Here is a 23,350-nt window from a genome sequence, read left to right as displayed (position 1 = left end):
CCGCGGTGCAACACCTGCCGTTGGATGCCGATGGGCATCTGTATGTCTTCGCCTATGGCTCGCTCATCTGGCGGCCGGGGTTCGACCACCAGGGCGCGGAGCCCGCCCTGCTAAGGGGCTATCATCGCAGGTTCTGCCTGTGGTCGCGGCTGTATCGCGGCACGCCGGAGGTGCCGGGGCTGGTGCTGGGACTCGATCGCGGCGGGGCCTGCCGGGGCGTGGCCTTCCGGGTGGCCGCGGCCCATGCGGCGCCCGTGCTGGACTACCTGGACGCGCGCGAGAACCCGAACGGCTTCTACGTCTATGAACGCCGGTTGCTGCCACTCAGCCTGGCCTCCGGCCGGCAGGTGCGCGGCATCGCGTATGTGGCGGACCGGCGCCACCCCTCCTACGCCCGCCCCTGCGAGGACAGCACGGTGGCGGCCATCGCCCGCGGCCATGGCCAGGCGGGGCCAAACCGCGAATACCTGCTGAACACCGCGGCCCATCTGCGCGCCATGGGACTGCCGGACCGGCGGCTGGAACGCCTGGCGCGTTTGGTGGAACTTCAACTTCGTCCCCACGCGCAGGTGGAGCTGCCGTCCTCAGTGGGAGAAGCGCCGCGTGCCCCCATCCACATGGATGACCTGGCCGGTGATGTAGCGGGCGAGCGGTGAGCACAGGAAGGTGGCGATGACGGCCATGTCACGCGCCTCGCCGATATAGCCCACGGGCACTTCGCGCTCGGCCCAGGCACGGCGGGCTTCCTCGGTGGGCATGATGCGCTGGTCTATCTGCTCCGACCGGATGCGCCCAGGCGGCAGGCTGTTCACCGTGATGCCGTCCTTCCCCAGCACGCGCGACAGCGCCTTGGCCCAGATGTGCACCGCGCCGTTGGGCGCGTTCGCGGCGTTCACCATGAAGGGCTCGTCCTGGCCGGTCAGGTTGATGATGCGGCCCCATTTGTTCGCCTGCATCATCGGCACCAGCGCATGGGTGATGCGGCGGCCGGCGTGGAAGTTGATCTCCATCGCCTCCATCCAGACCTCGTCGCTGCCGAGGTCGGTCTGCGGGCGGCTGCTGCCGGCATTGTTCACCAGGATGTCGCAGCGGCCGAAGCGCGCCTGCATCGCGGCGCGCACCTTCTCGCCGGCATCCTTGGCGGTGAAGTCCTGTTCGATGATCAATGGCTCCGCGCTCGCGGGCAGTTCGGCGGCGAGTTCCTCCAGCAGCGGGCGCCGCCGTGCCAGCAGGGCCAGCTTGCAGCCCTCCGCCGCCAGCTCCTTCGCGATGGCGCGGCCCAGCCCCGCCGAGGCGCCCGTCACCAAGGCCACCTTGCCCGTCAGTTGCAGATCCATGCCGAACTCCCGCCCATGAGGAACGCCGCGGAGGTTACCCCCCGCGGCGTGAATTGCGGAAGCGGTCGCGCCCGCCTACTCGGCCAGCGCCTTGTCCTTGCCACGCCGCACCGCGGGCAGCAGCATCATCACCAGCGCCACCAGGCCGATCGCCAGCATGGTCGCGCTGATGGGGCGCTCCATGAAGACGAACCAGTCACCGCGCGAAAGCAGCATGGCGCGGCGCAGGTGCTCCTCCATCATCGGGCCCAGCACGAAGCCGATGAGCAGCGGCGCGGCCTCCAGCTGCAGCTTGGCGCAGATGTAGCCGAACACGGCAAACGCGATGGTCATGTAGACGTCGAAGACGTTGTTGCTGATCGAGTAGGTGCCGATGCAGCAGAACACCAGGATGGCCGGGAACAGGAACTTGTAGGGCACCTGGAGCAGCTTCACCCAGAGGCCGATCATGGGCAGGTTGATGACCAGCAGCATCACGTTGCCGATCCACATGGAGGCGATGAGCCCCCAGAAGAGGTCGGGCTGCTGCACCATCATCTGCGGGCCGGGCTGGATGCCCTGGATGATCAGCGCGCCCACCATCAGCGCCATCACCGCGTTGGACGGGATGCCCAGCGTCAGCAGCGGGATGAAGGCGGTCTGCGAGGCGGCGTTGTTGGCCGCTTCCGGCCCGGCGACGCCCTCGATGGCGCCCTTGCCGAAGAGGTGCCGGCCCTTCGACATCTTCCGCTCCATCATGAAGGAGCCGAAGGAGGCGAGTGCGGCGCCGCCGCCCGGCAGGATGCCCAGCACCGATCCCAACAGCGTGCCGCGCACGGCCGAGGGGGTGCCGCGCTTCCACTCCTCGCGGTTCAGCCAGAGGGAGCCCACCTTGGTCTTGAGCAGGGAACGCGCCTCGGGCCGCTCCAGGTTCAGCACGATTTCGGCGATGCCGAACATGCCCATCGCGATGGCCACGAAGCTGATGCCGTCCGAAAGCTCCGCGATGCCGAAGGTGAAGCGCTGCTGCCCGGTCTGCACGTCGGTGCCGACCATGCCGAGCCCCACGCCCAGGATCACCATGCCGACCGCACTTGATGGGCGAGCCCTGCGCCAGCACGCTGGCCACGATGAGGCCGAGCAGCATGAGGGAGAAATACTCGGCCGGGCCGAAGGACAGCGCCACGGCCGAGAGCGCGGGGCCCGAGGCCGCGACCAGCAGCGTGCCCACCGTGCCGCCCAGGAAGGAGGCGATGGCGGCCGTGGCCAGCGCGGCCCCCGCCCGCCCGTTCTGGGCCATCTTGTAGCCCTCGAGCGTGGTGACGACGGAGCTGACCTCGCCCGGCAGGTTCAGCAGGATGGCGGTGGTGGAGCCGCCATACTGCGCCCCGTAGAAGATGCCGGCCAGCATGATGATGGCCGTCGTCGGCGGGATGCCGAAGGTGATGGGCAGCAGGAGCGAGATGGTCGCCACCGGCCCGATGCCCGGCAGCACGCCGATGGCGGTGCCGATGAAGGCGCCCAGCAGGGCGAAGAGAAGGTTCTGGCCCGCGAAGGCGATGGTGAACCCGTGCGCCAGGTTCTCGATGAGGAATTGCATGTGGGCGGGCTCTCAGCTCGTCGGCCAGAGGTGGACGCGGATGTCGAGCTGGAGGATGAAGATCCACCAGCACAGGGCCAGCATGAAGACGATGAGGCCCAGCACGCCGAGCGGCTTGCGGAAGTGCTCACGCTCCGCCGCGCAGGACAGCAGGATGGTGCCCGTCAGCGCCGCGAAGAAGCCGATCTGCTCCAGCAGCAGGCCGAACACGGCCACGGAGGCCGAGATGAGCGCGATGAACCGCAGGTCTGGCGAAAGCGTCAGCACCAGCATTCCCGCCACGATCGCGATGCCGACGGCGTTGTAGCCGATCCCGAAGAAAGGAAGGATGGCAGGCGAAACGAGATAGACGACAGCCGATACAATGATCGCCCCGAACAGGCTCGCCAAATTGCGGCGCGACCAGTTGCCCACCGGGTTCGGCCCCGTAAAAAAGGCCGCGAGCGTCACGAAGGCACCAATACCAGTCAATCCAACAAAAGCGAGCATGGGCATGTAGCCTGGCCCCATGCGCCGCGCGGTGCCGATGGCGTGCTCCTGATTGAAATACAGACCCGCCAGACCTAACCCAAGTAAAATTAGTCCGGACAATACATCTCTCGTATTGATCCTATGGCCCACCTATACCTCCCTGCCCTGTATTCGTTTCCAGGGTGGGAACTTATGATGAAGTCACATGGAGGCCGCCCAACACGAAATATTAAAACGAATTTATTCCTAAATTACTTTACAGCTACCCGCGGCACGGCGCCCGGCCGCCCGTGTGGACAAGGGCGGCACCAGCGAGGACCATACGACATTACGTCAAAGAGACCGCGACATGCTCTCCAACAACCCCGAACAGCGCATCCGCGAACAGGCCGCCGCCCTTGAGCCGCGCCTGATCGAGATGCGGCGTGACATCCACGCCCACCCCGAACTCGCCTTCGAAGAGGTTCGGACCGCCGGCATCGTCGCTGCCGAACTCACGCGCATGGGCATCCCGCACCGCACGGGCGTGGGGCGCACGGGCGTGCTGGGCGTGATCGAGGGCGCGCGGCCCGGCCCCACGCTCGCGCTGCGCGCCGACATGGACGCGCTGCCCATCCATGAGGAAACCGGCCTGCCCTTTGCCAGCACCGTGGCCGGCAAGATGCACGCCTGCGGGCATGACATCCACACCGTCACGCTGCTGGGCGCCGCCGAAATCCTGAACGGGCTGCGCGAGAACCTGGCCGGCCGCATCGTGCTGGTCTTCCAGCCGGCCGAGGAGGTGCTGGAAGGCGCGCCGGCCATGATCGCCGATGGCGCGGCGGATGGCGTGGACATGGCCATCGGCTTCCACAACCACCCGGACAAGCCGGTCGGCACCTTCGGCTTCGTGCGCGGGCCGTCGCTCGCCGCCTCCGACCGCTTCGACATCCATCTGCGCGGCAGGTCGGGCCATGCCGCCCACCCCCATGCGGCGGTGGACCCCATCGTGGGCGCGGCGCAGATCGTCTCGCAATTGCAGACGGTCGTCAGCCGCGAGCAGATGCCGCTTCACCCCTGCGTGGTGACGGTGGGCATGTTCCAGGGCGGCACGACCTACAACATCATCCCCGAGCGCGTGCACCTGAAGGGCACCGTCCGCACCCTGCATGCCGAGGCGCGCGACGTGGCGGAGGCCGCCATCCGCCGCCTGGTGGAACACTCCGCCGCCGCGCTGCGGCTGGAGGCGACCATCGAATACCGCCGCATGGTGGCCTCGCTGGTGAGCGACGACCGCGTGCTGGACCCCGCCATCGCCAGCGTCCGCGCGCATTTCGGCGAGGTGGTGCATGAGGGCCAGCCCAGCATGGGCGCTGAGGATTTCGCCGCCTTCGCCGAGCGCGCGCCCGCCTTCCATCTGGGCATCGGCGCCGGGGCGCCTGGCCGTGACGACCGGCTGCACAACGCGAACTACCAGCCGGATGAGCGCTGCATCGCGCTCGGCGTGCAGGCGCTGAGCCGCATCGCGGTGGACATGCTGCGATGAGACTCGCGGAGCTTTCAGCACCCGAGGTCGCGCGGCGCCTCGCCGAGGGCCATGCCGTGCTGCTGCCGCTGGGCAGCCTGGAAACCCATGGCCCCGCCCTGCCCATGGGCGACTACCTGCTGGCCGAGGCCATCGCGCTGCGCATCGCGCAAGCCCATGGCCGCGCGCTGGTGGCCCCGCCCATCCCCTTCGGCGGCGCGGATTTCTTCCGGGGCGTACCCGGGGGCATCGCGCTCTCCACCGCCACGCTGACCGCCCTGCTGCGCGAGGTGCTGGAGGCGTTGGTCGAGGGCGGTGCCACGCGCATCCTCATCATCAACGGCCATGGCGGGAACATCCCGGCCGTCGAGGAGGCACAGCGCGGCCTGCGCGTCTCGCGCGGGCTCATCGCCCCCGTGCTGCATTTGTGGAAGAACGCCGGCGGCTGGCAGCAGGCCTTGGGCGGCGACCCCGCCGCGCTGGGCCATGGGGGCGACCCGGTGGCCTCGGTGGCGCTGCATCTGCGGCCCGATCTCTGCGCGCCGGAGCGCCTCGCGCCGCGTGAGGCACTGCCGCCCTTCCTCGGCCTGCCCATCAGTGGCTTCGGGACGCTGGCCGCCGCCGGCGCGGAGTTCGGTGTGCCGCTGAACCTGGACGAGGTCGCCCCCGGCGGCACCCAGGCCGCCGACCCGCGCGGCGCGAACGCGGCGCATGGTGCGCGCATCGTGGAGCGGCTGATGCAGGCGGGCAGGGCCATGCTCGGCGCCATGGAGAACACGCCATGAAGATCTGCGTCTTCGGCCCCGGCGCCATCGGCAGCCACATCGCCGCCCGCTTCGCCAAGGGCGGCCAGGCGGAGGTCAGTGTCCTGGCGCGCGGCGCGCAGTTGGAGGCCATCCGCGCGCGCGGCATCACCGTGCGCACGCCGGAGGAGGAGTTCATCGCCCGCCCCCGCGCCGAGGCCGATGCCGCCGCCATCGGCCCGCAGGATGCGGTGGTGGTGACGGTGAAGGCGCCCGCCGTGCCGGGCATCGCCGCCGCCATCGGCCCGCTGCTGCGCCCCGACACGCCCGTGGTCTTCGTGCTGAACGGCATTCCCTGGTGGTGGGAGGGCGCGCCGGACGTGCTGGACCCGGGCGGTGCCACCCGCGCCGCGGTGGGGCTGGAGCGCGCCGTGGGCGGCGTGGTCTGGTCCGCCTGCACCGTGACCGAGCCCGGCGTGGTGCAGGTGCAGACGGCGGCCAACCGCCTCATCATGGGCGAGCTTTCGGGCGAGGCCACGCCGCGCCTGCAAGCCCTGGCGGCGGCGCTGGCGGCGGGCGGCATGGGCGGCGTGGTCAGCCCCGCCATCCGCACCGAGATCTGGACCAAGCTGCTCAACAACCTGACCAACGGGCCCATCACCCTCATCACCCGGCAGGACATGCGGACCACCTTCAGCGACCCGGTGGTGATGGCCGCCGCGCGGGCGGTGATGCAGGAGGGCATGGCGATCGCCGCCGCGCTGGGCCACCCGCTCGGCCCGGAGATCGAGAAGAACGTGCTGCGCTCGGTCACGCTCGCGCACCGCCCCTCCATCCTGCAGGATTTCGAGGCGGGGCGCGCGCTGGAATTCGACGCGCTGCTGGAAGTGCCGCTGCAACTGGCCCGCGTGGCGGGCGTCTCCGCGCCCACGCTGGAATTGCTGGTGGCGCTGGCGCGGAAAACGGTGGGGCGGGGTTAGGTTCTACCGAGCTGCAGGTTCGCATCGCGCACGATGCCGCGGAACTTCTCCAGCTCCGCCGCCACGAAGGCGCGCGTCTGCTCGGGCGTGGAAGGGTCGGCGGGGTCAATGCCGGCCTGCACCATGCGGCGGCGCAGCTCAGGCTCGGCCAGCGCCTCCACCGCCGCGCGGTTCAGCCGCTCCACGATGGGCGCGGGGATGCCGCGCGGGCCTTGCAGCACGTTCCAGGTGATGATGTCGAAGCCCTCCATGCCCGTCTCGTGCAGCGAGGGCACGTCGGGCAGGGCCGGGTGGCGCGTGCGGCTGGTGACGGCGAGCGGGCGGGAGGAACCGTCGCGCAGATGCGGCAGGGCGCTGGCCATCACCTCGAAGGAGAAGCCCAGCTCGTTCTTCATCATCGCCTCCAGCACGGCCGCCCCGCCGCGATAGGGCACGTATTCGCCACGGATGCCGGCGCGCTGTGCGAAGGCCTCGCCCGTCAGATGGCCGATGCCGCCCACGCCGGAACTCCCCCAGAGCATGGGCGGGTTGGCCGTCCGCGCGGCGGCGATCAGTTCCGCGACGGTGCGGTGGGGCGAGGCGCGCGGCACCGCCACCACCAGCGGCCCACCGCCGACGATGGCGATGTGGGTGAAGTCCTCCACCGGGTTGTAGCGCACGGTGGCGGGCAGCGCGGCGGGGTTGGTGGCGTGGCCCGAGGCGGTGGAGAGCGTCAGCAGGTGGCCATCGGCCGGCTGGCGCGTGACATATTCGGCGCCCACGGAACCGCCCGCGCCGGGCCGGTTCTCCACGATCATGCGGGCATTGGGGCCGAGGCGCGGCGCCATGCGCTCGGCCAGCAGCCGCGCGCCCGTGTCGGTCGAGCCGCCCGGCAGGAAGCCCACCACGACGTTGATGGCACGCTCGGGGTAGTTGGCCTGGGCATGGGCGGGCAACGCCAGCAGCGCGGGCGCGGCGAGCAGGGACCGGCGGAACATGGTTTCTCTCCCGTGATGGACTTTACGGGAGATTGGCGCGGCCCGTGCGCGCCGTCCATGCCTGGCGCGGCGTTCAGAGCGAGGCCGGCTTCGGCCCGCCCGCCATCCAGTCCAGCAGTTCGACGGTGTGCACCACGGGCAGCGTATCGCCCCCCAGCTGCGTCATGCAGCCGATATTGCCGGCGGCGATGAGGTCGGGGCGCGTGCGCTGGATGTTCTCCAGCTTGCGCGCGCGCAGCTGCCCCGCGATCTCAGGCTGCATCAGATTGTAGGTGCCCGCGCTGCCGCAGCAGATATGACCCTCGGCCGGCTCCTTCACCGTGAAGCCGGCGCGGGTGAGCAGTTGCTTGGGCAGCGCCGTGATCTTCTGGCCGTGCTGGAGCGAGCAGGCGGAGTGGTAGGCCACCGTCAGCCCCGGCGCCTCGCGCGTGGGGGCGTAGCCGAATTTCTCCAGCACCTCGGTCACGTCCATGGCCAGCGCCGAAACGCGGGCGGCGGCCTCGGCCTCGGGCTCCGCACGGAACATGAAGCCGTAATCCTTGATGGTGGTGCCGCAGCCCGAGGTGTTCACCACGATGGCATCCAGCCCCTCGCCCGCCATCTCGGCGCCCCAGGCCGCGATGTTGGCGCGGGCGGCGGCCATGGCGGGGTCGTGCTGGCCCATGTGATGCGTCAGCGCGCCGCAGCAGCCCTGGCCCGGGGTGATGACGACGTCCAGGCCCATGCGCGTCAGCAGGCGGATGGTGGCCTCGTTGATGGTGGGGTTCAGCACCTTCTGGGCGCATCCGGTCAGCAGCCCCACGCGGCCGCGGCGCGTGCCTTCGGCGCGATGCACCTGTGCTTCCTGCGCGGCGCTTTTCGCCGGCAGCGAGGCGGGCGCCAGCTTCAGCATGGCGCGCAGGCGCTGCGCCGTCAGCGACTGGCCCGGCACCAGCGCACCCAAAGGCCGCGCCAGCCGCGCCGCCGTGAGTGCGGCGCGGAACAGGCCCGGCCGCGGCAGCACCGCGCCCAGCACGCGGCGCAGCATGCGTTCGGGGAAGGGCCTGGTGTAGGTCTCCTCGATGTGGCGGCGCGCATGGTCCACCAGGTGCATGTAGTGCACGCCCGAGGGGCAGGTCGTCATGCAGGACAGGCAGGAGAGGCAGCGGTCCACATGCCGGGCTTCCAGCTCGGTCGCGGGCCGGTTGTTCTCCAGCATGTCCTTGATGAGGTAGATGCGGCCCCTGGGGCTGTCCAGCTCATCGCCCAGCAGCAGGAAGGTCGGGCATGTGGCGGTGCACATGCCGCAATGCACGCAGCTGCGGAGGATCTTGTTGCTCTCCGCGGTGTCGGGGTCGCGGAGCTGCTCGGCGGTGAAGCTGGTCTGCAAGGTTCAGTGACTCCCGATTCCCGCCTGCGCCATGCCGACACCCACCAGCACCAGCGCGAGGCCCAGCTGCGCGGCCGCCACCTGGCGCGGCAGCGCCAGCGCGGGGCCGGAGAAGCGCAGCCGCAGCAGCAGGCCAAGCCCCACCACCGCCACCATCGCGCCCAGCACGGCGGCGATCATCAGCACGGCCATGAAGCTCCAGCCCGCCACCCAGGTGGCGAGCTGCCCGGGCCAGGACGCGCCGCCCAGCAGCGCGATGAGCCAGACGGCAATGAGCACGCCGGTCAGCACCGGCATGGCCAGCACCCGCTCCTTCAGCGAGCGCGTGGCCCAGTCCGGGTCCACCTCGTCGAAGAAGGCGGCGATGTAGATCGCGCTCACCAGCACCAGCGCCAGCAGCGCCAGGCCATCAGCCAGGGAACCCATGCTCGTCTCTCCTAGGGCTCAGGCGCGCAGGCGCCCGGGGTTGAGAATGCCGGCGGGGTCGAGCACCGATTTCACCCGCGCGCCGATGGCGGCGAGGGGCAGGGGCTCGGCGGGAAGGACGGGAACCGCGGCGCGCAGCGCGTCGGGCCCGCGGAACAGGGTGAAGCTGCCGCCGGCGGCGGCCTGCATGACGGCGCCATGCGCGGCCTCGGTCGCCGGGCCCGCCACCCAGACGAGGCCGCCACCCCAGTCCAGCAGCAGCTTCGCGTCAAAGGCCTGGCGCAGCGCGGCGCAGGCGGCGGGCGCGCGGGAGGGTGCCAGGGAGAGGCGCCACACCGCCTCCTCCGGCGCGGGGTTCAGCGGCGCGGCGTCACGGATGTCGCGCCACAGCGCCTCGGACGCCTCGCGGCCCAGCAGCGCAGCCTCGCCATGGGCGGCGAGTTCCGCGCGCAGCCGGTCCAGCCGGTAGGTCACGCTTTCGGCGAAATCCTCGATGCGCGCGATGGCGAGGCAGCCCTGCATCGCGCCATGGCCCTCGGGCAGCAGGGCCGCGCCGCTGACGCCATAGGGCGTGCCCAGCGCCGCGCTCAAGGCCCGCACGCCGGAAGCGATATCCGCCACGCGCAGCACCAGGCTGCCGGAGGATTCACCGCGCGGCAGCACCTTCAGCGTGATCTCGGTGAGCACGCCCAGCGTGCCATGCGCGCCGGTCAGCAGCTTGCACAGATCGAGGCCCGTCACGTTCTTGAGCACGCGCCCGCCGGACCGGAACACCTCGCCCGTGCCGTTCACGGCGCGGATGCCCAGCACATGGTCGCGCATGGCGCCCCAGGTGATGCGGCGCGGGCCGCTGAGATTGGCGCCCACCACGCCGCCCAGCGTGGCGGGTTCCTCCACGCCGAACAGGGCGCGCGTATCGGGCGGTTCGGCGATGAGCTGCTGGTTGTGCTCGGCGAGCGCGGCCTCGATCTCAGGGATGGGCGTGCCGGCGCGGGCGGAAATCACCAGCTCGGTCGGGCGGTACAGCGTGATGCCCGTCAGCCCGCGCGTGGACAGGGTGCGCGCGGCCTGCACCGGCCGCAGCATGGCGCGCTTGGTGCCACGCCCCTCGATGGCCAGCGGCTCCCGCGCCGCATGGGCGGCGCGGACGGCCTCGGCCACGCCCGCTTCATCACCCGGCGCGATCAAGCGGCGATCCTCGCATTGCCCTCGAGGGGAAAAACCTTGGCCGTGTTCAGCAGCCAGCCGGGGTCGAAGGCGGATTTGATGTCGCGCTGCAGGTCCAGTTCGCGCGCGGTGAACTGCGCCGTCATCAGGTCGCGCTTTTCCACGCCCACGCCATGCTCGCCGGTCAGGCAGCCGCCCACCTCGACGCAGAGCTTCAGGATGTCGGCGCCGAAGGCCTCGGCCTTGCGGAAGCTCTCGGGGTCGTTCGCGTCGAACATGATGAGCGGGTGCAGGTTGCCGTCGCCCGCGTGGAACACATTGGCCACGCCCAGCCCATATTGGGTGCTCATCTCGCCGATGCGGCGCAGCACGAAGGGCAGCTCGCCCGTCGGGATGGTGCCGTCCATGCAGAGATAATCCGGACTGATGCGCCCCACCGCCCCGAAGGCGCCCTTGCGGCCCTTCCAGATGGCGAGCGACTGCTCCGCGCTTTCGGCCAGCTTCATGGAGATGGGCTTGAACTGCGCGCAGATGTCGCGGATGCGGCCCAGCAGCATGTCCTGCTCGGCCTGGCTGCCCTCCACCTCGATGATGAGCATGGCCTCGGCGTCCAGCGGATAGCCGGCATGGGCGAAGGCCTCGCAGGCATGGATGCAGGGCTTGTCCATGAATTCGAGTGCCACCGGGATCACGCCCGCGCCGATGATGGCGTCCACCGCCTTGCCCGCCACCTCGACACTGTCGAAGGCGGCCAGCATGGCGCGCGCGCCCTCGGGGCCGCGCAGGATGCGGACGGTGACCTCGGTCACCATGCCGAGCTGCCCCTCGCTGCCGGTGATGAGGCCAAGCCAGTCATAGCCCGCGGCGTCCAGATGCGTGCCGCCGATCTCCACCACCTCGCCCTCGATGGTGACGAAGGTGACGCCCAGCAGGTTGTTGGCGGTCACGCCATATTTCAGGCAATGCGCCCCGCCGCTGTTCATCATCACATTCCCGCCGATCATGCAGGCAAGCTGGCTGGAGGGGTCGGGGGCGTAGAAGAAGCCCTCCCCCTCCACGGCCTTGGTGATGCCGATATTGGTCACACCCGCCTCGACGACGGCGTAGCGATCCTCGAAATTGATCTCGCGGATGCGGTTCATGCGCATGAGGCCGATGACCACCGCATCGGCCAGCGGCAGCGCCCCGCCGGAGAGACTGGTTCCCGCGCCGCGCGGCACAACGCGGATTTCGTTGGCGTGGCAGTACCGCAGCACCTCCGCCACCTCCTGCGTGGTGCGGGGCAGCACGACGGCGAGCGGCATCTGGCGATAGGCCGAGAGCCCGTCCGTCTCGTAGGGGCGCAGGCGGATCTCCTCGCCGATCACGGCATCCGCCGGCAACAGCCGCGCCAGATCCGCGAGGATGGAGGCGCGGCGCGCAAGGATCTCGGGCTTGGGCTCTGGCAGGCTGATCATGCTGGCTGTCCGCGAAACGTCCAGCCGCAACATGTCGTCGCACCCCGCCCGCCGCAAGGCGCAACTGCGCGATCAGGGATTCAGGAGGGGCGCGAGAAGCCCAGGCACCCTGCCGGCAGGCCCGGTCCCCCCACCAGCAGGGCGCCCTGCCCATAGAGGCGCCAGGCCTGGCGGGGGCGTGGCAGGTCCATCACCCAGACCTGTCCCGAGGCGTCGGACCAGACCAGGTTGGCCTCCAGCGCCGCCGCCGCGCCGAACGCGTCCGCACCGGAGGCGAAGACCGCCACCACTTGCCGGTCCTGCCCCCAGGGAAAGGCCGCCGCCGGACCGGCCAGGAGGACGGCGAGCACCAGCGCCACGGGCGCGGCACCGCCCCGGCGCGGCCGGCGCAGGAGGAAAGAGGCCGCCATCACGGGCAGCACCCCGAAGGCGATGGCCCAGCCGAGGTCCCACGGCAACGGGTTGGCCACATCCACACGAATGCGGTGCAGCCCCAGAAGCCAATGCACGAATACGGCATCCATCAGATGCCAGACACCGAAGCCCAGTAGCGCACCGCCCCAGAGCAGGCCCCGCGCACCGACCCGGGGCAAGGCCGAACGGCGGCGCCACAGCAGCCAGAGGCCAAGCGCGGCCAGCACATACATCACGGCATGGAACAGCCCGTCCGCCAAAACCTGGGTGCGCAGGTCCATGAAGGCTTCGCCTTCCAACTGGCTGAGCAGATGATGCCATTGGAGGATCTGGTGGAGGAGGATGCCATCGAAGAAGCCTCCCAACCCAAAGCCCAACAGGGCGCCGGGCAGCAAAAGGCCGCGCACCCCTGCGGGTGCGCGGCCCAATGCATCATCCGTCGTCCCGGCCGGAAGAGTAGGCCGGGGCATCGGATCAGTTGCCGACCGGGACGCGGCCGCCCGGCGTGCCAGGGTTGGAGGGGAAGGCGCCCTGCGGCGTGCCCACCATGCCTTGGTCGCGAATGCCGGTCTGGCCGACATTGGTCTGCGGCGAGCGATGCCCGTCCGGCGCCATGTCGCCCATGCCCGTGGCGCCCATGCGGCCACCCCTTGCGGTGGACTGCGGCACGCCATCGGCACGGAAGTCGGACGCCATGCCTGGCGCATCACCCGGCAGCGGCACAGGGCGGCCGTTTTCCAGGATCATGCCACCGCCCATATAGGCGCGGTCGGCGGGGTTGCGGGGCGCATCGGTGCGGCCATGCGCGCCGGCAGTGCCGCCGGCCGCCTGGCGACGCGGCATGGCATCAGCGCGCCCACCCGGGCCGGAACCGCCCGTGACATTCTGGCGAGAGGTGCCACGCTGCTGCTGCAGCCGCGGATCCTGCGCTTCCAGCGTGCGGTCAGGCGTCTGCTGGTTGGGCGAAGCCTGCAGGCCCGGCGGAATCGGCGCGGGCTGGTTCGTATTCTGCCCGGTCGGCAGGCGGCCCTGCGTCAGACGGGGGTCCTGGCCGCGCAGCGTGTTGTCGGGCGCATCGCCCGGCTGGCGCTGGAAGGGGCTTTCGGTCGCGCGCGGCATGGCGGCGCCATGCCGGTCCACGCCGGTGCCATGGGGCGAGGTCATGCCCTGCGCGGCCACGCCGCCGCTGATGAGAACGGCCCCGAGGCCGGCGATCCAAAGAGTTCGCATGTTCGGTCTCCTGTTCGGTGAATGCCGATGCCAGGAGAACCGCCGCCGGAGATGATGGTTGCAAACAAGAAAGCGCCGCCGGGCTTCCCCAGCGGCGCTGTCTTGTCATCGCAAGGCCCGGAGGCCGTGCAAGTTCAGCCCTGGCGGGCCTTCATCCGCGGGTTCTTCTTGTTGAGGACATACAGGCGACCGCGGCGACGCACGACCACGCAGTTCTTGTCCCGCAACTTGGCGGACTTCAGGCTGTTGCGGATTTTCATGGCACGGGACCCACTCGGCAAACGGAAACAGGGCGGCGCGAAGGAAGCCCTCGCACCGGGATGCGGCAGATAGGCGGGAGGGGTGGTTGGAGTCAACTCCCGCCACCATCCCTTCCCGCGCGGCTGCCGCCGCAACCATCTCTTCCCGCGCGGCTGCCGCCGCGCTAGGACCACCCACCGGACCGTCTGGCGCTCCCATGCGGCCCCTCCCCCGCCTTGGAAGGATGCCGCGGGCCCTCCCGACTTCGGGCCGCGCTTGATGACCGGATGCTGGAACGAATCGTGGCGGCCACAATCGCGGCCGCACTGAAGCTGATCGCCTGGGCCAGCCGTGCGCCTCTGCGCGCCGCCTTGCTGGTGGGGCTGGTGGCGGCGGGCGCCTTCCTGCCCGGCTATGCCACCCTGCCGCCCACCGACCGCGACGAAGGACGCTACACCCTGGCCACACGCCAGATGGTGGCCAGCGGCGACTATATCGACATCCGCAACCAGGACGAGCCGCGGCACAAGCAGCCCGCCGGTATCTACTGGCTGCAAGCGGCGGCGGTGCATCTGAGCGGCCAGGGCGATGCCGCGCCCATCGGCGTCTATCGCATCCCCTCGCTGATCGGCGCCGTGACGGGCACGGTGCTGACCTGGTGGGCCTTCCTGCCGTTGATCGGGCGGCGGGCGGCGCTGCTGGCGGGCGCGCTGATGGGGGTGACGCTGCTGCTGGGGGTGGAGGCCCGCATCGCCAAGACCGATGCCGTCCTGTTTGCCACCGTCATGGCGGCGACAGGCGTGCTGTTCCGCGCCTTCCTCGACCCCATGAAGCTGCGCGCCACCTGGCTGCCCTGGCTGTTCTGGGGGGCGCTCGGCGTCAGCAGCATGATCAAGGGGCCCATCGGGCTGCTGGTGGTCGCGGTGGCCGCCGTGGCGCTTTGCCTGCCGGCGCGGGGCGTGCGCTGGCTGGGTGCCCTGCGCCCGTGGCCGGGGGTGCTGCTGCTGCTGGCCATCGCCCTGCCCTGGTACATCGCCATCACCATCCGCACCGAGGGCGCCTTCTTCGCCACCGCGCTGGGCTGGAACGCGCTGGGCAAGGTGGCCGACGCCCATCAGGGCCATGGCGGACCGCCGGGCTTCTACCTGGCTTTGGTCTGGGTCACCTTCTGGCCGGCAGCCTCCCTGCTGGCCGCCCTGCTGCCCTGGATCTGGGCCGAGCGGCGGCGGCGCGAGGTCGTGGTGCTGCTCTGCCTCGTGGTGCCGATGTGGCTGATCTTCGAGATCGTCGCCACCAAGCTTCCCCACTACGTCCTGCCCACCTACCCGGCCCTGGCCGCGCTGGTGGCGCTGGCCGTGACCGAGATCGGCGTGCTGGCGCGCGGCTGGTGGTCGCGCCTGACGCTGCAAGGGCTCTGGCTGCTGCCGCTGGCTCTGCTTCTGGCCGGCGGCGGGGCCTTCTGGTTCTATGAGGGCTGGCTGCCACCCCTCTCCATCCTGGCGCTGCTGGGTGGCGTGGGGCTGGGGATGCTGGCGGTGGTGGTGGCGCATCGCTCCGCCGTGGCGACGGTGCCGGTGGTGGCGGCGGCCGCGCTGTTCACCTGGCTCGGCACCTGGCCGATGGTGGCGCGGATGGACAGCCTCTGGCTCTCCCCCCGCATGGCCGAGGCCATCCGCGCCCAGGCCCATTGCCCGGACCCCGCCATCGCCTCGGGCGGCTACCGGGAGCCGAGCTTCCCCTTCCTCACCCGCACCGACGCCCTGCTGACGGGCGGGCGAGAGGCCGCGGATTTCCTGGCGCTGGAGGGCTGCCGCGTGGCCTTCGTGGATGCGGCCCCCGGCCGGCGCGGCCAGCCCTCGCAGGAGGTGGCCTTCCTGGCGCGGCTGGAGGAGCTGGGCCTGCGCGCCGAACGCCTGACGATGGTGGAGGGCCGCAACATGAATGGTGGGCATTGGCGCCAGATGGTGCTGTGGCGGCGCCTGCCATGAGCCCGCGTCTCACCGTCCTGATCCCGGTCCGCAACGAGGCCGGGAACATCGCCCCCCTGGTGGCGGAGATCGAGGCCGCGCTGACCGGCGTGGTGGAATTCGAGATCCTCTATGTGAATGACGGCTCCACCGACGGCACGGTGGAGGAAATCCTCGCTTTGGCCGGCACGCGCCCGCACCTGCGCCTGCTGACCCTCGACGCCAATGCCGGCAAGGCCGAGGCGCTGCGGGCCGGCGCCCGGGCGGCGCGCGGGGCGCTGATCACGCTGATGGATGGCGACGGGCAGAACGACCCCGCCTATGTTCCCCGGCTTCTGGCCGCGCATGACGCGGCGGGCGCGCCGGTGCTGGTCATGGCGCAGCGCCTCGGCCGCAAGGACACGGCCTTCAAGCGCTGGCAGTCGCGGCTGGCCAATGGCGTGCGCAAGCGCATGCTGGGCGATGCGACGCGCGATGCCGGTTGCGGCTTCGCCCTGCTGCCGCGTGACGTGTTCCTGGCGCTGCCGCAATTCGACGGGCTGCATCGCTTCCTGCCCGCGCTGGTGAAGCGCGAGCGGCTGGGGGTGGTCTTCGTGGATGTGCGCGACCGGCCGCGCCAGGCGGGGGTGTCGAAATACGGCTTCTTCGACCGTCTCTGGGTCGGCATTGACGATATGCTGGGCGTCATGTGGCTGATCCGGCGGCGGAAGCGCGTGCCGGGCGCACGGGAGATGACCGGGGTCAGTCCGGTCCCACCGCCCGCCCCGCCCGGTGCCGGCGCATGAGCCAGATGCCCAGCACGACGCTCAGCAGCAGCAGCACGGCGGAAAGCCCCATTTGCCAGGCGCCGTCCACCCGGATGCCCTTGCCCAGCAGGGCGAAGACCACGGTCTGCGGCAGATAGCCCAGGGCCGAGGCCGCCAGGAAGGGCACCACCGCCACCCCCGTCAGCCCGGCCAGCGCGTTCATGGCCAGGTTGCTGCCCGCCGGGAATAGCCGCAGGGCGAGCGTGGTGCCGAAGGGGTTGTCGCGCATCACCTCCACCAGCGGGCGCAGGCGCGGCCCGAAGCGGCCGGACAGGCGGCGCTCGGCCCAGCCGCGCCCCACCGCGCGCGCCCAGCCATAGGCCAGCAGGCAACCCAGCAACTGCGCCGCCAGCGCCAGCGCGGTCCCCAGCACGGCCCCGAAGGCATAGCCCCCCAAAAAGGCCACGCCCTGCCGCGGCAGGCCCACCGCCGTCAGCGCGGCCCCCACCAGCACGAATACGAAATCGCCCGAAAGCCCCTGGCCGCGCAGGTTCCGGTCGGCCCAGTCGGTGCCGGGCAGCGCACCCCATTCGCGCAACAGCACGCCGGCCAGGGCGAGGCCCCCCACCAGCAGCGCGAGGCGCAGCCAGCCCGCGCGGGTCATGGAAGCCTGGAGGCGAACATGCGGGGGCGGTTACCAGCCGCCCCGTCGCCTCACAACCCCGCGGCGGGCCGGGTTCGCCAATGCGGCGGGACGCCCTATATCGCGCCCATGCCCTTCGACACGCCTCCCGCCGCCGCCCAATCCCGCCTGCGCCCCCGCACCGTGGCCTGGTGGCTGCTGTCGGTCGCGGGGCTGGTCTGGATCATGGTGGCCATCGGGGGGCCACGCGGCTGACGGGCTCGGGCCTGTCCATCATGGAATGGGCGCCGCTCTCAGGCACCCTGCCGCCCTTGAGCGAGGCCGAATGGCAGCGCCTCTACGACCTCTACCGCACCGTGCCGCAATACACGCTGCTCAATGCCGGCTTCGGCATGGAGGGGTTCAAGCAGATCTTCTGGCTGGAATGGCTGCACCGCTTCTGGGGGCGGCTGATCGGGCTGGCCTATTTGCTGCCCTTCCTGTGGCTGTGGGCGCGCGGCGCCATCCCGCGCGAGTTGATGCCCCGGCTTTGGCTGCTGTTTGCCCTGGGCGGGCTGCAGGGGGCCATCGGCTGGTTCATGGTGGCCTCGGGCTTCCAGGCGGACCGCACGGCCGTCTCGCCCTATCGGCTGGTGCTGCACCTCTCCATGGCCTTCCTGCTGTTCGGGCTGCTGGTCTGGACCGCGCTCGGCCTGCTGCGCCCGGCGCCGGCGGCGCTGCCGGCGGCGGAAGAGGCCCGGCGCGGCAAGGTGCGGCGGCAAGTGCAATGGGCCTTCTGGCTTGCGGCGGCCACCATGCTGGCGGGCGGCTTCGTGGCGGGGACGCGGGCGGGCTTCACCTATAATACATTCCCTCTCATGGATGGCGCGCTCATCCCCGCCGGCTACCTGGATCTTTCGCCCGCCTGGCTCAACCTGACCGAGAATCTCGCGGCGGTGCAATTCAACCACCGGCTGCTGGCCACGCTCACGGGGCTGGCGGCGGTGGGGGTCGGCGTGGCAGCCTTCCGCCACCTGCCATCCGGTTTCGCGCGCAGCGCGGCGCTGGTGATGGCCGCTTCGGTGGTGGCTCAATACGCGCTGGGGGTCCTGACCTTGGTCCATGTGGTTCCCGTCTCGCTCGGCACGCTGCACCAGACGGTGGCGGTGGGCGTGCTCGCGGCGGGGCTCTGCGCCTGGCACGGCCTGCGGGCCCCACCCCGATGAACGCCGAGGCCCCGCGCGACCCCCGCCCGGCCATCCTGGCCGCTCTGCCGGTCGCGCTGCTGGCCTTCGACGCCGAGGACCGGCTGATCCTCGCCAACCCCGCCCTGCACGGGCTGGTGGACACCGGCCCCGAGGTGCTGCGCCCGGGCCTGACCCGCGCCGAGGCGCTGCGGATCCTGGCCTTCGCCGGCCTGTTCGGCAGCGGCAACCCGACCGAGCTGGCCGCCCGGATGCTCGACGCCCCGGTGGGGCGCGGGGCCCGGCTGCGCACCGCCGGCGGGCGGCGGATGGAATGGGTGCAGGTGCCGCTCACACATGGCGGCTGCATCATCGCCCTGCCCGAGACGACCGAACTGGCCCAGGCGCTCGACAGCGCCCAGCGGGAGCTGCGCGACCTCAACGCCGTGCTCCAGCGCCTGTCCAGCGGCGTCGCGGTCTATGGCAACGACCAGCGGCTGCGCTTCACCAACACCGCCTTCCCCGCCCTGGTCGGGCTGCAGCCCAGCGAGGCCCTGCCCGGCGCGCACTTCCTCGAACTGAACGAGGCCCAGGCCCGCCGCGGCGAGCATCCGCACAATTGGCGGGAAGTGCTGCTCGAGCGGATGAAGGACCCCGACTGGCGCAACGCCCCGGCGTGGGAGCGGCGACGGCCCAACGGGCAGACCATCCGGTTCCGCAACCAGTTGCTGCCCGAGGGCGGTTGGCTGGCGGAAGTGACCGACATCACGAAGGAACGGGAGGCGGCCGAGGAAGCCCAGCGGCGCATCGCCTTGCAGGACGCGCTGCTGGAGGCCCTGCCCCTGGGGGTGGCGGTGTTCGGTCCCGACCGCGTGCTGCGCTACGTCAATCCCGCCTACCACAAGGTCTATGGCAACACCCAGGTGCGCGTGGGCGAGCATCTGCGCGACATCATGATGCGCCGCGCCCTGGCGGGCGAATTCGGCCCCGGTGATCCGGAGGAGGAGGTGGCCACGCGCCTCGCGCGTGTGACCCAGCACGTCAGCTTCGAGCGCGTCGTCAACGGCCGCACCACGGCCCATCGCAGCGTGCCCCTGCCCGATGGCGGCCATGTCGTGGTGGTGGCGGACGTCTCCGAGCTGAATGCCGCCCAGGCCGAGATCCTGGCGCGCGAGCAGTTGCTGACCACCACGCTGGAGGCCACGCGCCACGGCATCGTGATGTTCGACGACCAGTCGCGCGTGATCCTGGCGAACCGGCTGGCGGCGCATTTCTGCGGGCTGTCTCCGGAGGATTTCGCGCGCGGCACCCATGTCTCGGAACTGCGGCGCCGCCAATACGAGAAGAGCGGCGAGCACCAGCCGCGCGACCCGCAGCTGGCCAAGCGGCAGACCTCGCTGGAGGATTGGCTGAACGCGCCCCTCTTCGGCCCGCACCAGTACCGGCGGGCCGGTGAAAATGGCACGGTGGTCGAGGTCATCACCGACACATTGCCGGGCGGCGGCTTCGTCCGCAGCTACAGCGATGTGACCGCGCTGGCCCGCGCCGAGGCCGAGGCCACGTCACGCGCCGCCATGCTCCAGACCGTGCTGGACAGCATGCGCCACGGCGTCATCCTCTACGACCAGAAAGGCTATGTCCGCGTGGCCAACGCGCTGGGCGCCGCCCTGGCCGGGCTGCCGGTCGAGGCGTTGAAGCCCGGCGTGCATTTCGACACGCTGCGCGACATCCAGGCCGAACGTGGCGAGCACGGCCCCAATCTCAGCCCCGAGGAATACCGCCGCCGCCGCACGCCCGAGCCCTGGAAGGGCGACAGCACCTACACGCGCCAGCGGCCCGACGGCACCGTGGTCGAGGTCCGCACCGACGTGACGCCAGGCGGCGGCTGTGTCCGCACCTTTACCGACGTCACCGCACTGACGGAGGCCCAGGCCGAGGTCTCGCAGCGCAACGTGATGATGCAGGTGATGCTGGAAAACATGCGCCACGGCATCGCGATGTTCGACGCGGAACACCGGCTGCTGGTGGCCAATACGCTTTGCGCCCGGCTGAACGGCATCGAGGGGCTGCTGCATCCCGGCATGACGCGCAGCGAGATGGCGCGGCTGCAGGCCGCACAGGGTGAATTCGGCCCACCCGAACAGGCGGAGGAGACGCTGCGGCAGCTCAACGCCCGGGACTTCGACGCCCCCCAGGCCTGGCAGCGCCGGCGGCCGGACGGCACCGTGCTCGAGATCCGCACGAATCCGGTGCCCGGCGGCGGCTTCGTGCTGACGCTGACCGACGTGACCGAGCGCGTGCGGGCCCAGGAGGAGTCGCAGGCGCGGGCCACCGTGCTGACCGCCACGCTCAATGCCTCGCGCCACAGCATCACCCTCTTCGACGCCAATGGCCGGGTGGTCGCTTGCAACGACATGGCGGCGCAGCTTTCGGGCTTTCCTGACGCGCGGACGCCGGTGGGCCTGACCCATGCGGAGGTGATCGCGCAGGCGCGGCGCGCCCAGGGAGGCCCGCCCGACCTGCCTCCCAGCCTGGCCTTCAACGTCATTGACCGCAGCAAGCCCCATCGATACCAGCGCCGCGGATCGGACGGGCGGGTGCTGGACGTGGCCTCGGACCCGGTGCCGGGCGGCGGCTATGTCGTGACCATCGCCGACGTGACCGAGCTGTTCGAGGCGCGAGAGGAGGCGCAGCGCAGGGCCGGCGTCCTGGCGGCGGCGCTGAATGCCACGCGCCACACCATCACCCTCTACGATGCCGAGCATCGCGCCGTGGCCGCCAACCGCATCGCGGCCGAGCTGGCCGGCTATGCCGATGAGCGCGATCTGATCGGCCTGACCATCACCGAGATCCTGCGGCACCAGGCCGAGGCCCATTTCCCTGGCGACCTCGTCGCGCAGGCCGCCTTCATCGCGCAGTATGCCGGGCTCGATCGCACGAAATCCCTGCGCTACCAGCGCCGCCACCCCGATGGCCGTGTGTTGGATGTGCAGTCCGAGCCCACGCATGATGGCGGCTTCGCGATCTCGGTGGCCGATGTGACGGCGTTGGTGCAGGCGGAGGAGGAGGCGCAGCGAAGGGCCGGTGTGCTCCAGGCCATGCTCGACAACAACCGCCATGGCATCGTGCTCTATGATGCCGACCACCGCCTGGTGGCCGCCAACGCCCTCGCCGGCGAACTGATGGGAGTGGCGGACCTCCTGCAGAAGCCGGGCACCCCCCATGCCGAAATCCTGGCCGCCCAGCGCGCGCGCGGCATGTATGCCGACGAGGAGGACGGCAACCGGACAGAGCGCGACTTCCGCGACCTGGACCGCAGCAAGCCGCAACGCATGCAGCGCACGCTGCCCGACGGGCGGCGCTACGACATCGCCTCCGACCCCACACCCGATGGGGGCTTCGTCATCTCCGTGGCCGACGTGACGGCCCTGGCGCGCGCGGAAGAGGAGGCCGAGCATCGCGCCGGCATCATGCAGACCATGCTGGACAACATCAGCCTGGGCATCCTGCTCTACGACAAGGATCGTCGCCTGGTCGCGCTGAACGACCTGGCCACCAAGGCGCTCGGCCTGCCCGATCTGGCCGAGCTGCGCGGGCACAGCATGGAGGAGATTCTGCGGCGGCAGTTCGAGGCCGGCAATTTCGGCACGGGTGCCGTGGCCGAGGCGCTGCTGCGCCACCTGATCGAGCAGGATCGCAGCGTGCCGCAATTCCACCAGCGCGTGACGGCCGATGGGCGGGTGCTGAACAACGCCTCCCACCCCACACCCGATGGCGGCTATGTCGTCTCCATCACGGATGTGACGGCACTGGCCCAGGCGCAGGAGGAGGCCGACCGCAGGGCCACCATCCTGGGCGTGATGCTGGACAACATCCGCCACGGCATCGTGCTGTTCGACGGCGACGGGCTGCTGGTGGCCGCCAACCCCATGGTGTCGCGCATGCTGGACCTGCCGCCCGGGCTGCTGGCACCCGGCATGACCGTGAAGGACCTGGTGGAGACGCTGCACGCCCGCGGCGAATATGGCGAGGGCGAGGACGCCGAGCGCATCGCCGCATCCATCATCGTCCATCCGCGCGAGGCGCCCCGGCGCCAGGTCCGGCGGCGGCCCGACGGCGCCATCCTCGAGATCGTCTCCGACCCCACGCCCGATGGCGGCTTCGTGCTGACCTACACCGACGTCACCGACGACCGGCGCATCCGCGACGAGCTGGAACGCGCCCGCACCGCGGCCGAGGCGGCGAGCCTCGCCAAGTCGCGCTTCCTGGCCACCATGAGCCATGAGCTTCGCACGCCGCTGAATGCCGTCATCGGCTTCTCCGAGGTGTTGAGCGGCGATGCGCCGCGCGAGCAGACCCAGGAATTCGCCCGCGCCATCCAGGAGGCGGGGCGCCATCTGCTGACGCTGATCGACGACATCCTGGACGTGACCCGCGCCGAATCCGGCCATTTGCCCGTGACGCTGGAAACCCTCTCCCTGCCGCCGCTGCTGGAGGGTGTGGAGCGCATGATGCGGCCGACGGCGGAGGCCGGGCGGCTCACGCTCAGCCTCGTGCCGATGGGCCCGCTGCCGCGTCTGCGCGCGGATGAGCAGCGGCTGCGCCAGGTGCTGCTGAACCTCGTCACCAATGCGGTGAAGTTCACGCCGGCGGGCGGCCGCATCACGCTGACGGCGCGCGTCTGCGACAAGGGCCTGGAGATCGAGGTGCGCGACACCGGCATCGGCATCGCGGCTGATGATCTCTCGCGCGTCTTCGAGCCCTTCACCCAGATCGACAGCCAGCTGGCCCGCCGCTATCCGGGCGCGGGGCTCGGCCTCTACCTCTGCCGCGTGCTGACGGAAGCGCAAGGCGGCACCCTTACCCTCGACAGCGCCGAAGGCGAGGGAACGCGCGCGCTGCTGCGCTTCCCGCACGCCTCCCTCCTTCCCTGAACG

Annotated in this window: 21 protein-coding genes and 1 pseudogene; 9 read left to right on the top strand and 13 right to left on the bottom strand. The window is 70.9% G+C overall.

The features are described from left to right. Positions 1-5 precede the first annotated feature (5 nt). On the top strand, positions 6-656 hold the full coding sequence (locus ICW72_RS14170; RefSeq protein WP_223880596.1) for a gamma-glutamylcyclotransferase: 651 nt from the start codon (positions 6-8) through the stop codon (positions 654-656). Here the strand turns inward: ICW72_RS14170 and ICW72_RS14165 are convergent. From ICW72_RS14165 to ICW72_RS14155, 4 genes and pseudogenes are all read right to left on the bottom strand, one after another. Then, positions 585-1,337 (bottom strand): SDR family NAD(P)-dependent oxidoreductase, encoded by a 753-nt coding sequence (locus ICW72_RS14165; protein ID WP_191083302.1) that lies wholly within the window; start codon positions 1,335-1,337, stop codon positions 585-587. The genes ICW72_RS14170 and ICW72_RS14165 overlap by 72 nt on opposite strands. 75 nt (positions 1,338-1,412) lie before the next feature. Further along, on the bottom strand, positions 1,413-2,399 hold the full coding sequence (locus ICW72_RS14160) for a tripartite tricarboxylate transporter permease (protein WP_456300160.1): 987 nt from the start codon (positions 2,397-2,399) through the stop codon (positions 1,413-1,415). 82 nt (positions 2,400-2,481) lie between these two features. Further along, a pseudogene (locus tag ICW72_RS21410) lies at positions 2,482-2,916 on the bottom strand (tripartite tricarboxylate transporter permease); the annotation flags it as partial. A gap of 12 nt (positions 2,917-2,928) precedes the next feature. Further along, positions 2,929-3,411 (bottom strand): hypothetical protein, encoded by a 483-nt coding sequence (locus ICW72_RS14155; protein ID WP_223880595.1) that lies wholly within the window; start codon positions 3,409-3,411, stop codon positions 2,929-2,931. Positions 3,412-3,736: 325 nt separating this feature from the next. On the opposite strand from ICW72_RS14155, the gene ICW72_RS14150 reads away from it, so the two are divergent. From ICW72_RS14150 to ICW72_RS14140, 3 genes are read left to right on the top strand one after another with little or no spacing between them, the layout of a single operon-like run. Further along, complete coding sequence (locus ICW72_RS14150) at positions 3,737-4,912, top strand: M20 metallopeptidase family protein (protein ID WP_191083300.1); 1,176 nt, start codon at positions 3,737-3,739, stop codon at positions 4,910-4,912. Then, a complete protein-coding gene (locus tag ICW72_RS14145) occupies positions 4,909-5,676 on the top strand; it encodes a creatininase family protein (RefSeq protein ID WP_191083299.1) in 768 nt (255 codons plus the stop codon). The genes ICW72_RS14150 and ICW72_RS14145 overlap by 4 nt, the downstream gene beginning before the upstream one ends. Continuing rightward, positions 5,673-6,614 carry a ketopantoate reductase family protein gene (locus ICW72_RS14140; RefSeq protein ID WP_191083298.1) on the top strand — a complete coding sequence of 314 codons (942 nt, stop codon included), beginning with the start codon at positions 5,673-5,675 and terminating at the stop codon, positions 6,612-6,614. Before ICW72_RS14145 ends, ICW72_RS14140 begins: the two co-directional genes overlap by 4 nt. Here the strand turns inward: ICW72_RS14140 and ICW72_RS14135 are convergent. From ICW72_RS14135 to ykgO, 8 genes are all read right to left on the bottom strand, one after another. Further along, on the bottom strand, positions 6,611-7,591 hold the full coding sequence (locus ICW72_RS14135) for a Bug family tripartite tricarboxylate transporter substrate binding protein (protein WP_191083297.1): 981 nt from the start codon (positions 7,589-7,591) through the stop codon (positions 6,611-6,613). The two genes, ICW72_RS14140 and ICW72_RS14135, sit on opposite strands and share 4 nt — an antisense overlap. A gap of 73 nt (positions 7,592-7,664) precedes the next feature. Next, a complete protein-coding gene (gene glcF, locus ICW72_RS14130; RefSeq protein ID WP_191083296.1) occupies positions 7,665-8,960 on the bottom strand; it encodes a glycolate oxidase subunit GlcF in 1,296 nt (431 codons plus the stop codon). 3 nt (positions 8,961-8,963) lie between these two features. Then, complete coding sequence (locus ICW72_RS14125; RefSeq protein ID WP_191083295.1) at positions 8,964-9,386, bottom strand: hypothetical protein; 423 nt, start codon at positions 9,384-9,386, stop codon at positions 8,964-8,966. 18 nt (positions 9,387-9,404) lie between these two features. Continuing rightward, a complete protein-coding gene (locus ICW72_RS14120) occupies positions 9,405-10,574 on the bottom strand; it encodes an FAD-binding protein (RefSeq protein ID WP_191083294.1) in 1,170 nt (389 codons plus the stop codon). Continuing rightward, positions 10,571-12,010 carry an FAD-linked oxidase C-terminal domain-containing protein gene (locus ICW72_RS14115; RefSeq protein ID WP_191083293.1) on the bottom strand — a complete coding sequence of 480 codons (1,440 nt, stop codon included), beginning with the start codon at positions 12,008-12,010 and terminating at the stop codon, positions 10,571-10,573. Before ICW72_RS14115 ends, ICW72_RS14120 begins: the two co-directional genes overlap by 4 nt. An 80-nt stretch (positions 12,011-12,090) precedes the next feature. Continuing rightward, positions 12,091-12,894, bottom strand: a complete 804-nt coding sequence (locus tag ICW72_RS14110) for a DUF2243 domain-containing protein (protein WP_191083292.1) — start codon at positions 12,892-12,894, stop codon at positions 12,091-12,093. A gap of 4 nt (positions 12,895-12,898) precedes the next feature. Further along, positions 12,899-13,654, bottom strand: coding sequence for a hypothetical protein (locus ICW72_RS14105; protein ID WP_191083291.1), 756 nt, complete (start codon positions 13,652-13,654; stop codon positions 12,899-12,901). A gap of 134 nt (positions 13,655-13,788) precedes the next feature. Continuing rightward, entirely contained in the window at positions 13,789-13,914 is a 126-nt protein-coding gene (gene ykgO / locus ICW72_RS14100; protein ID WP_184382231.1) for a type B 50S ribosomal protein L36, read from the bottom strand. 267 nt (positions 13,915-14,181) lie between these two features. Between ykgO and ICW72_RS14095 the strand changes: the two genes are divergently transcribed. After that, complete coding sequence (locus ICW72_RS14095) at positions 14,182-15,882, top strand: ArnT family glycosyltransferase (protein ID WP_191083290.1); 1,701 nt, start codon at positions 14,182-14,184, stop codon at positions 15,880-15,882. Then, positions 15,879-16,646: a glycosyltransferase gene (locus tag ICW72_RS14090; RefSeq protein WP_191083289.1), complete on the top strand. Its 768-nt coding sequence runs from the start codon at positions 15,879-15,881 to the stop codon at positions 16,644-16,646. The genes ICW72_RS14095 and ICW72_RS14090 overlap by 4 nt, the downstream gene beginning before the upstream one ends. Here ICW72_RS14090 and ICW72_RS14085 read toward each other — a convergent pair. Beyond that, positions 16,603-17,271, bottom strand: coding sequence for a TVP38/TMEM64 family protein (locus ICW72_RS14085; RefSeq protein ID WP_191083288.1), 669 nt, complete (start codon positions 17,269-17,271; stop codon positions 16,603-16,605). The genes ICW72_RS14090 and ICW72_RS14085 overlap by 44 nt on opposite strands. A 108-nt stretch (positions 17,272-17,379) precedes the next feature. Between ICW72_RS14085 and ICW72_RS21350 the strand changes: the two genes are divergently transcribed. Genes ICW72_RS21350 through ICW72_RS14075 form a run of 3 tightly spaced genes read left to right on the top strand, consistent with a single transcriptional unit; the run spans position 17,380 to position 23,347 of the window. After that, positions 17,380-17,505 (top strand): hypothetical protein, encoded by a 126-nt coding sequence (locus ICW72_RS21350; RefSeq protein WP_408639210.1) that lies wholly within the window; start codon positions 17,380-17,382, stop codon positions 17,503-17,505. Positions 17,506-17,525: 20 nt separating this feature from the next. After that, complete coding sequence (locus ICW72_RS14080; RefSeq protein ID WP_408639209.1) at positions 17,526-18,455, top strand: COX15/CtaA family protein; 930 nt, start codon at positions 17,526-17,528, stop codon at positions 18,453-18,455. After that, positions 18,452-23,347: a PAS-domain containing protein gene (locus ICW72_RS14075; RefSeq protein ID WP_191083287.1), complete on the top strand. Its 4,896-nt coding sequence runs from the start codon at positions 18,452-18,454 to the stop codon at positions 23,345-23,347. The genes ICW72_RS14080 and ICW72_RS14075 overlap by 4 nt, the downstream gene beginning before the upstream one ends. Positions 23,348-23,350: the final 3 nt, after the last annotated feature.

Origin of the sequence: Roseococcus microcysteis (assembly GCF_014764365.1) — a bacterium.
In the GTDB taxonomy this organism is placed as follows: Bacteria; Pseudomonadota; Alphaproteobacteria; order Acetobacterales; family Acetobacteraceae; genus Roseococcus; species Roseococcus microcysteis.
This window is presented reverse-complemented; position numbering and strand designations above follow the sequence as displayed.

Coding starts and splice junctions, on each gene's coding strand:
- ICW72_RS14165 (WP_191083302.1), bottom strand. CDS start 1,337: ATGGATCTGCAACTGACGGGCAAGGTGGCCTTGGTGACGGGCGCCTCG.
- ICW72_RS14160 (WP_456300160.1), bottom strand. CDS start 2,399: ATGGTGATCCTGGGCGTGGGGCTCGGCATGGTCGGCACCGACGTGCAG.
- ICW72_RS14155 (WP_223880595.1), bottom strand. CDS start 3,411: ATGCCCATGCTCGCTTTTGTTGGATTGACTGGTATTGGTGCCTTCGTG.
- ICW72_RS14150 (WP_191083300.1), top strand. CDS start 3,737: ATGCTCTCCAACAACCCCGAACAGCGCATCCGCGAACAGGCCGCCGCC.
- ICW72_RS14145 (WP_191083299.1), top strand. CDS start 4,909: ATGAGACTCGCGGAGCTTTCAGCACCCGAGGTCGCGCGGCGCCTCGCC.
- ICW72_RS14140 (WP_191083298.1), top strand. CDS start 5,673: ATGAAGATCTGCGTCTTCGGCCCCGGCGCCATCGGCAGCCACATCGCC.
- ICW72_RS14135 (WP_191083297.1), bottom strand. CDS start 7,591: ATGTTCCGCCGGTCCCTGCTCGCCGCGCCCGCGCTGCTGGCGTTGCCC.
- ICW72_RS14125 (WP_191083295.1), bottom strand. CDS start 9,386: ATGGGTTCCCTGGCTGATGGCCTGGCGCTGCTGGCGCTGGTGCTGGTG.
- ICW72_RS14115 (WP_191083293.1), bottom strand. CDS start 12,010: ATGATCAGCCTGCCAGAGCCCAAGCCCGAGATCCTTGCGCGCCGCGCC.
- ICW72_RS14110 (WP_191083292.1), bottom strand. CDS start 12,894: ATGCCCCGGCCTACTCTTCCGGCCGGGACGACGGATGATGCATTGGGC.
- ICW72_RS14105 (WP_191083291.1), bottom strand. CDS start 13,654: ATGCGAACTCTTTGGATCGCCGGCCTCGGGGCCGTTCTCATCAGCGGC.
- ykgO (WP_184382231.1), bottom strand. CDS start 13,914: ATGAAAATCCGCAACAGCCTGAAGTCCGCCAAGTTGCGGGACAAGAAC.
- ICW72_RS14095 (WP_191083290.1), top strand. CDS start 14,182: ATGCTGGAACGAATCGTGGCGGCCACAATCGCGGCCGCACTGAAGCTG.
- ICW72_RS14090 (WP_191083289.1), top strand. CDS start 15,879: ATGAGCCCGCGTCTCACCGTCCTGATCCCGGTCCGCAACGAGGCCGGG.
- ICW72_RS14085 (WP_191083288.1), bottom strand. CDS start 17,271: ATGACCCGCGCGGGCTGGCTGCGCCTCGCGCTGCTGGTGGGGGGCCTC.
- ICW72_RS21350 (WP_408639210.1), top strand. CDS start 17,380: ATGCCCTTCGACACGCCTCCCGCCGCCGCCCAATCCCGCCTGCGCCCC.
- ICW72_RS14080 (WP_408639209.1), top strand. CDS start 17,526: ATGGAATGGGCGCCGCTCTCAGGCACCCTGCCGCCCTTGAGCGAGGCC.
- ICW72_RS14075 (WP_191083287.1), top strand. CDS start 18,452: ATGAACGCCGAGGCCCCGCGCGACCCCCGCCCGGCCATCCTGGCCGCT.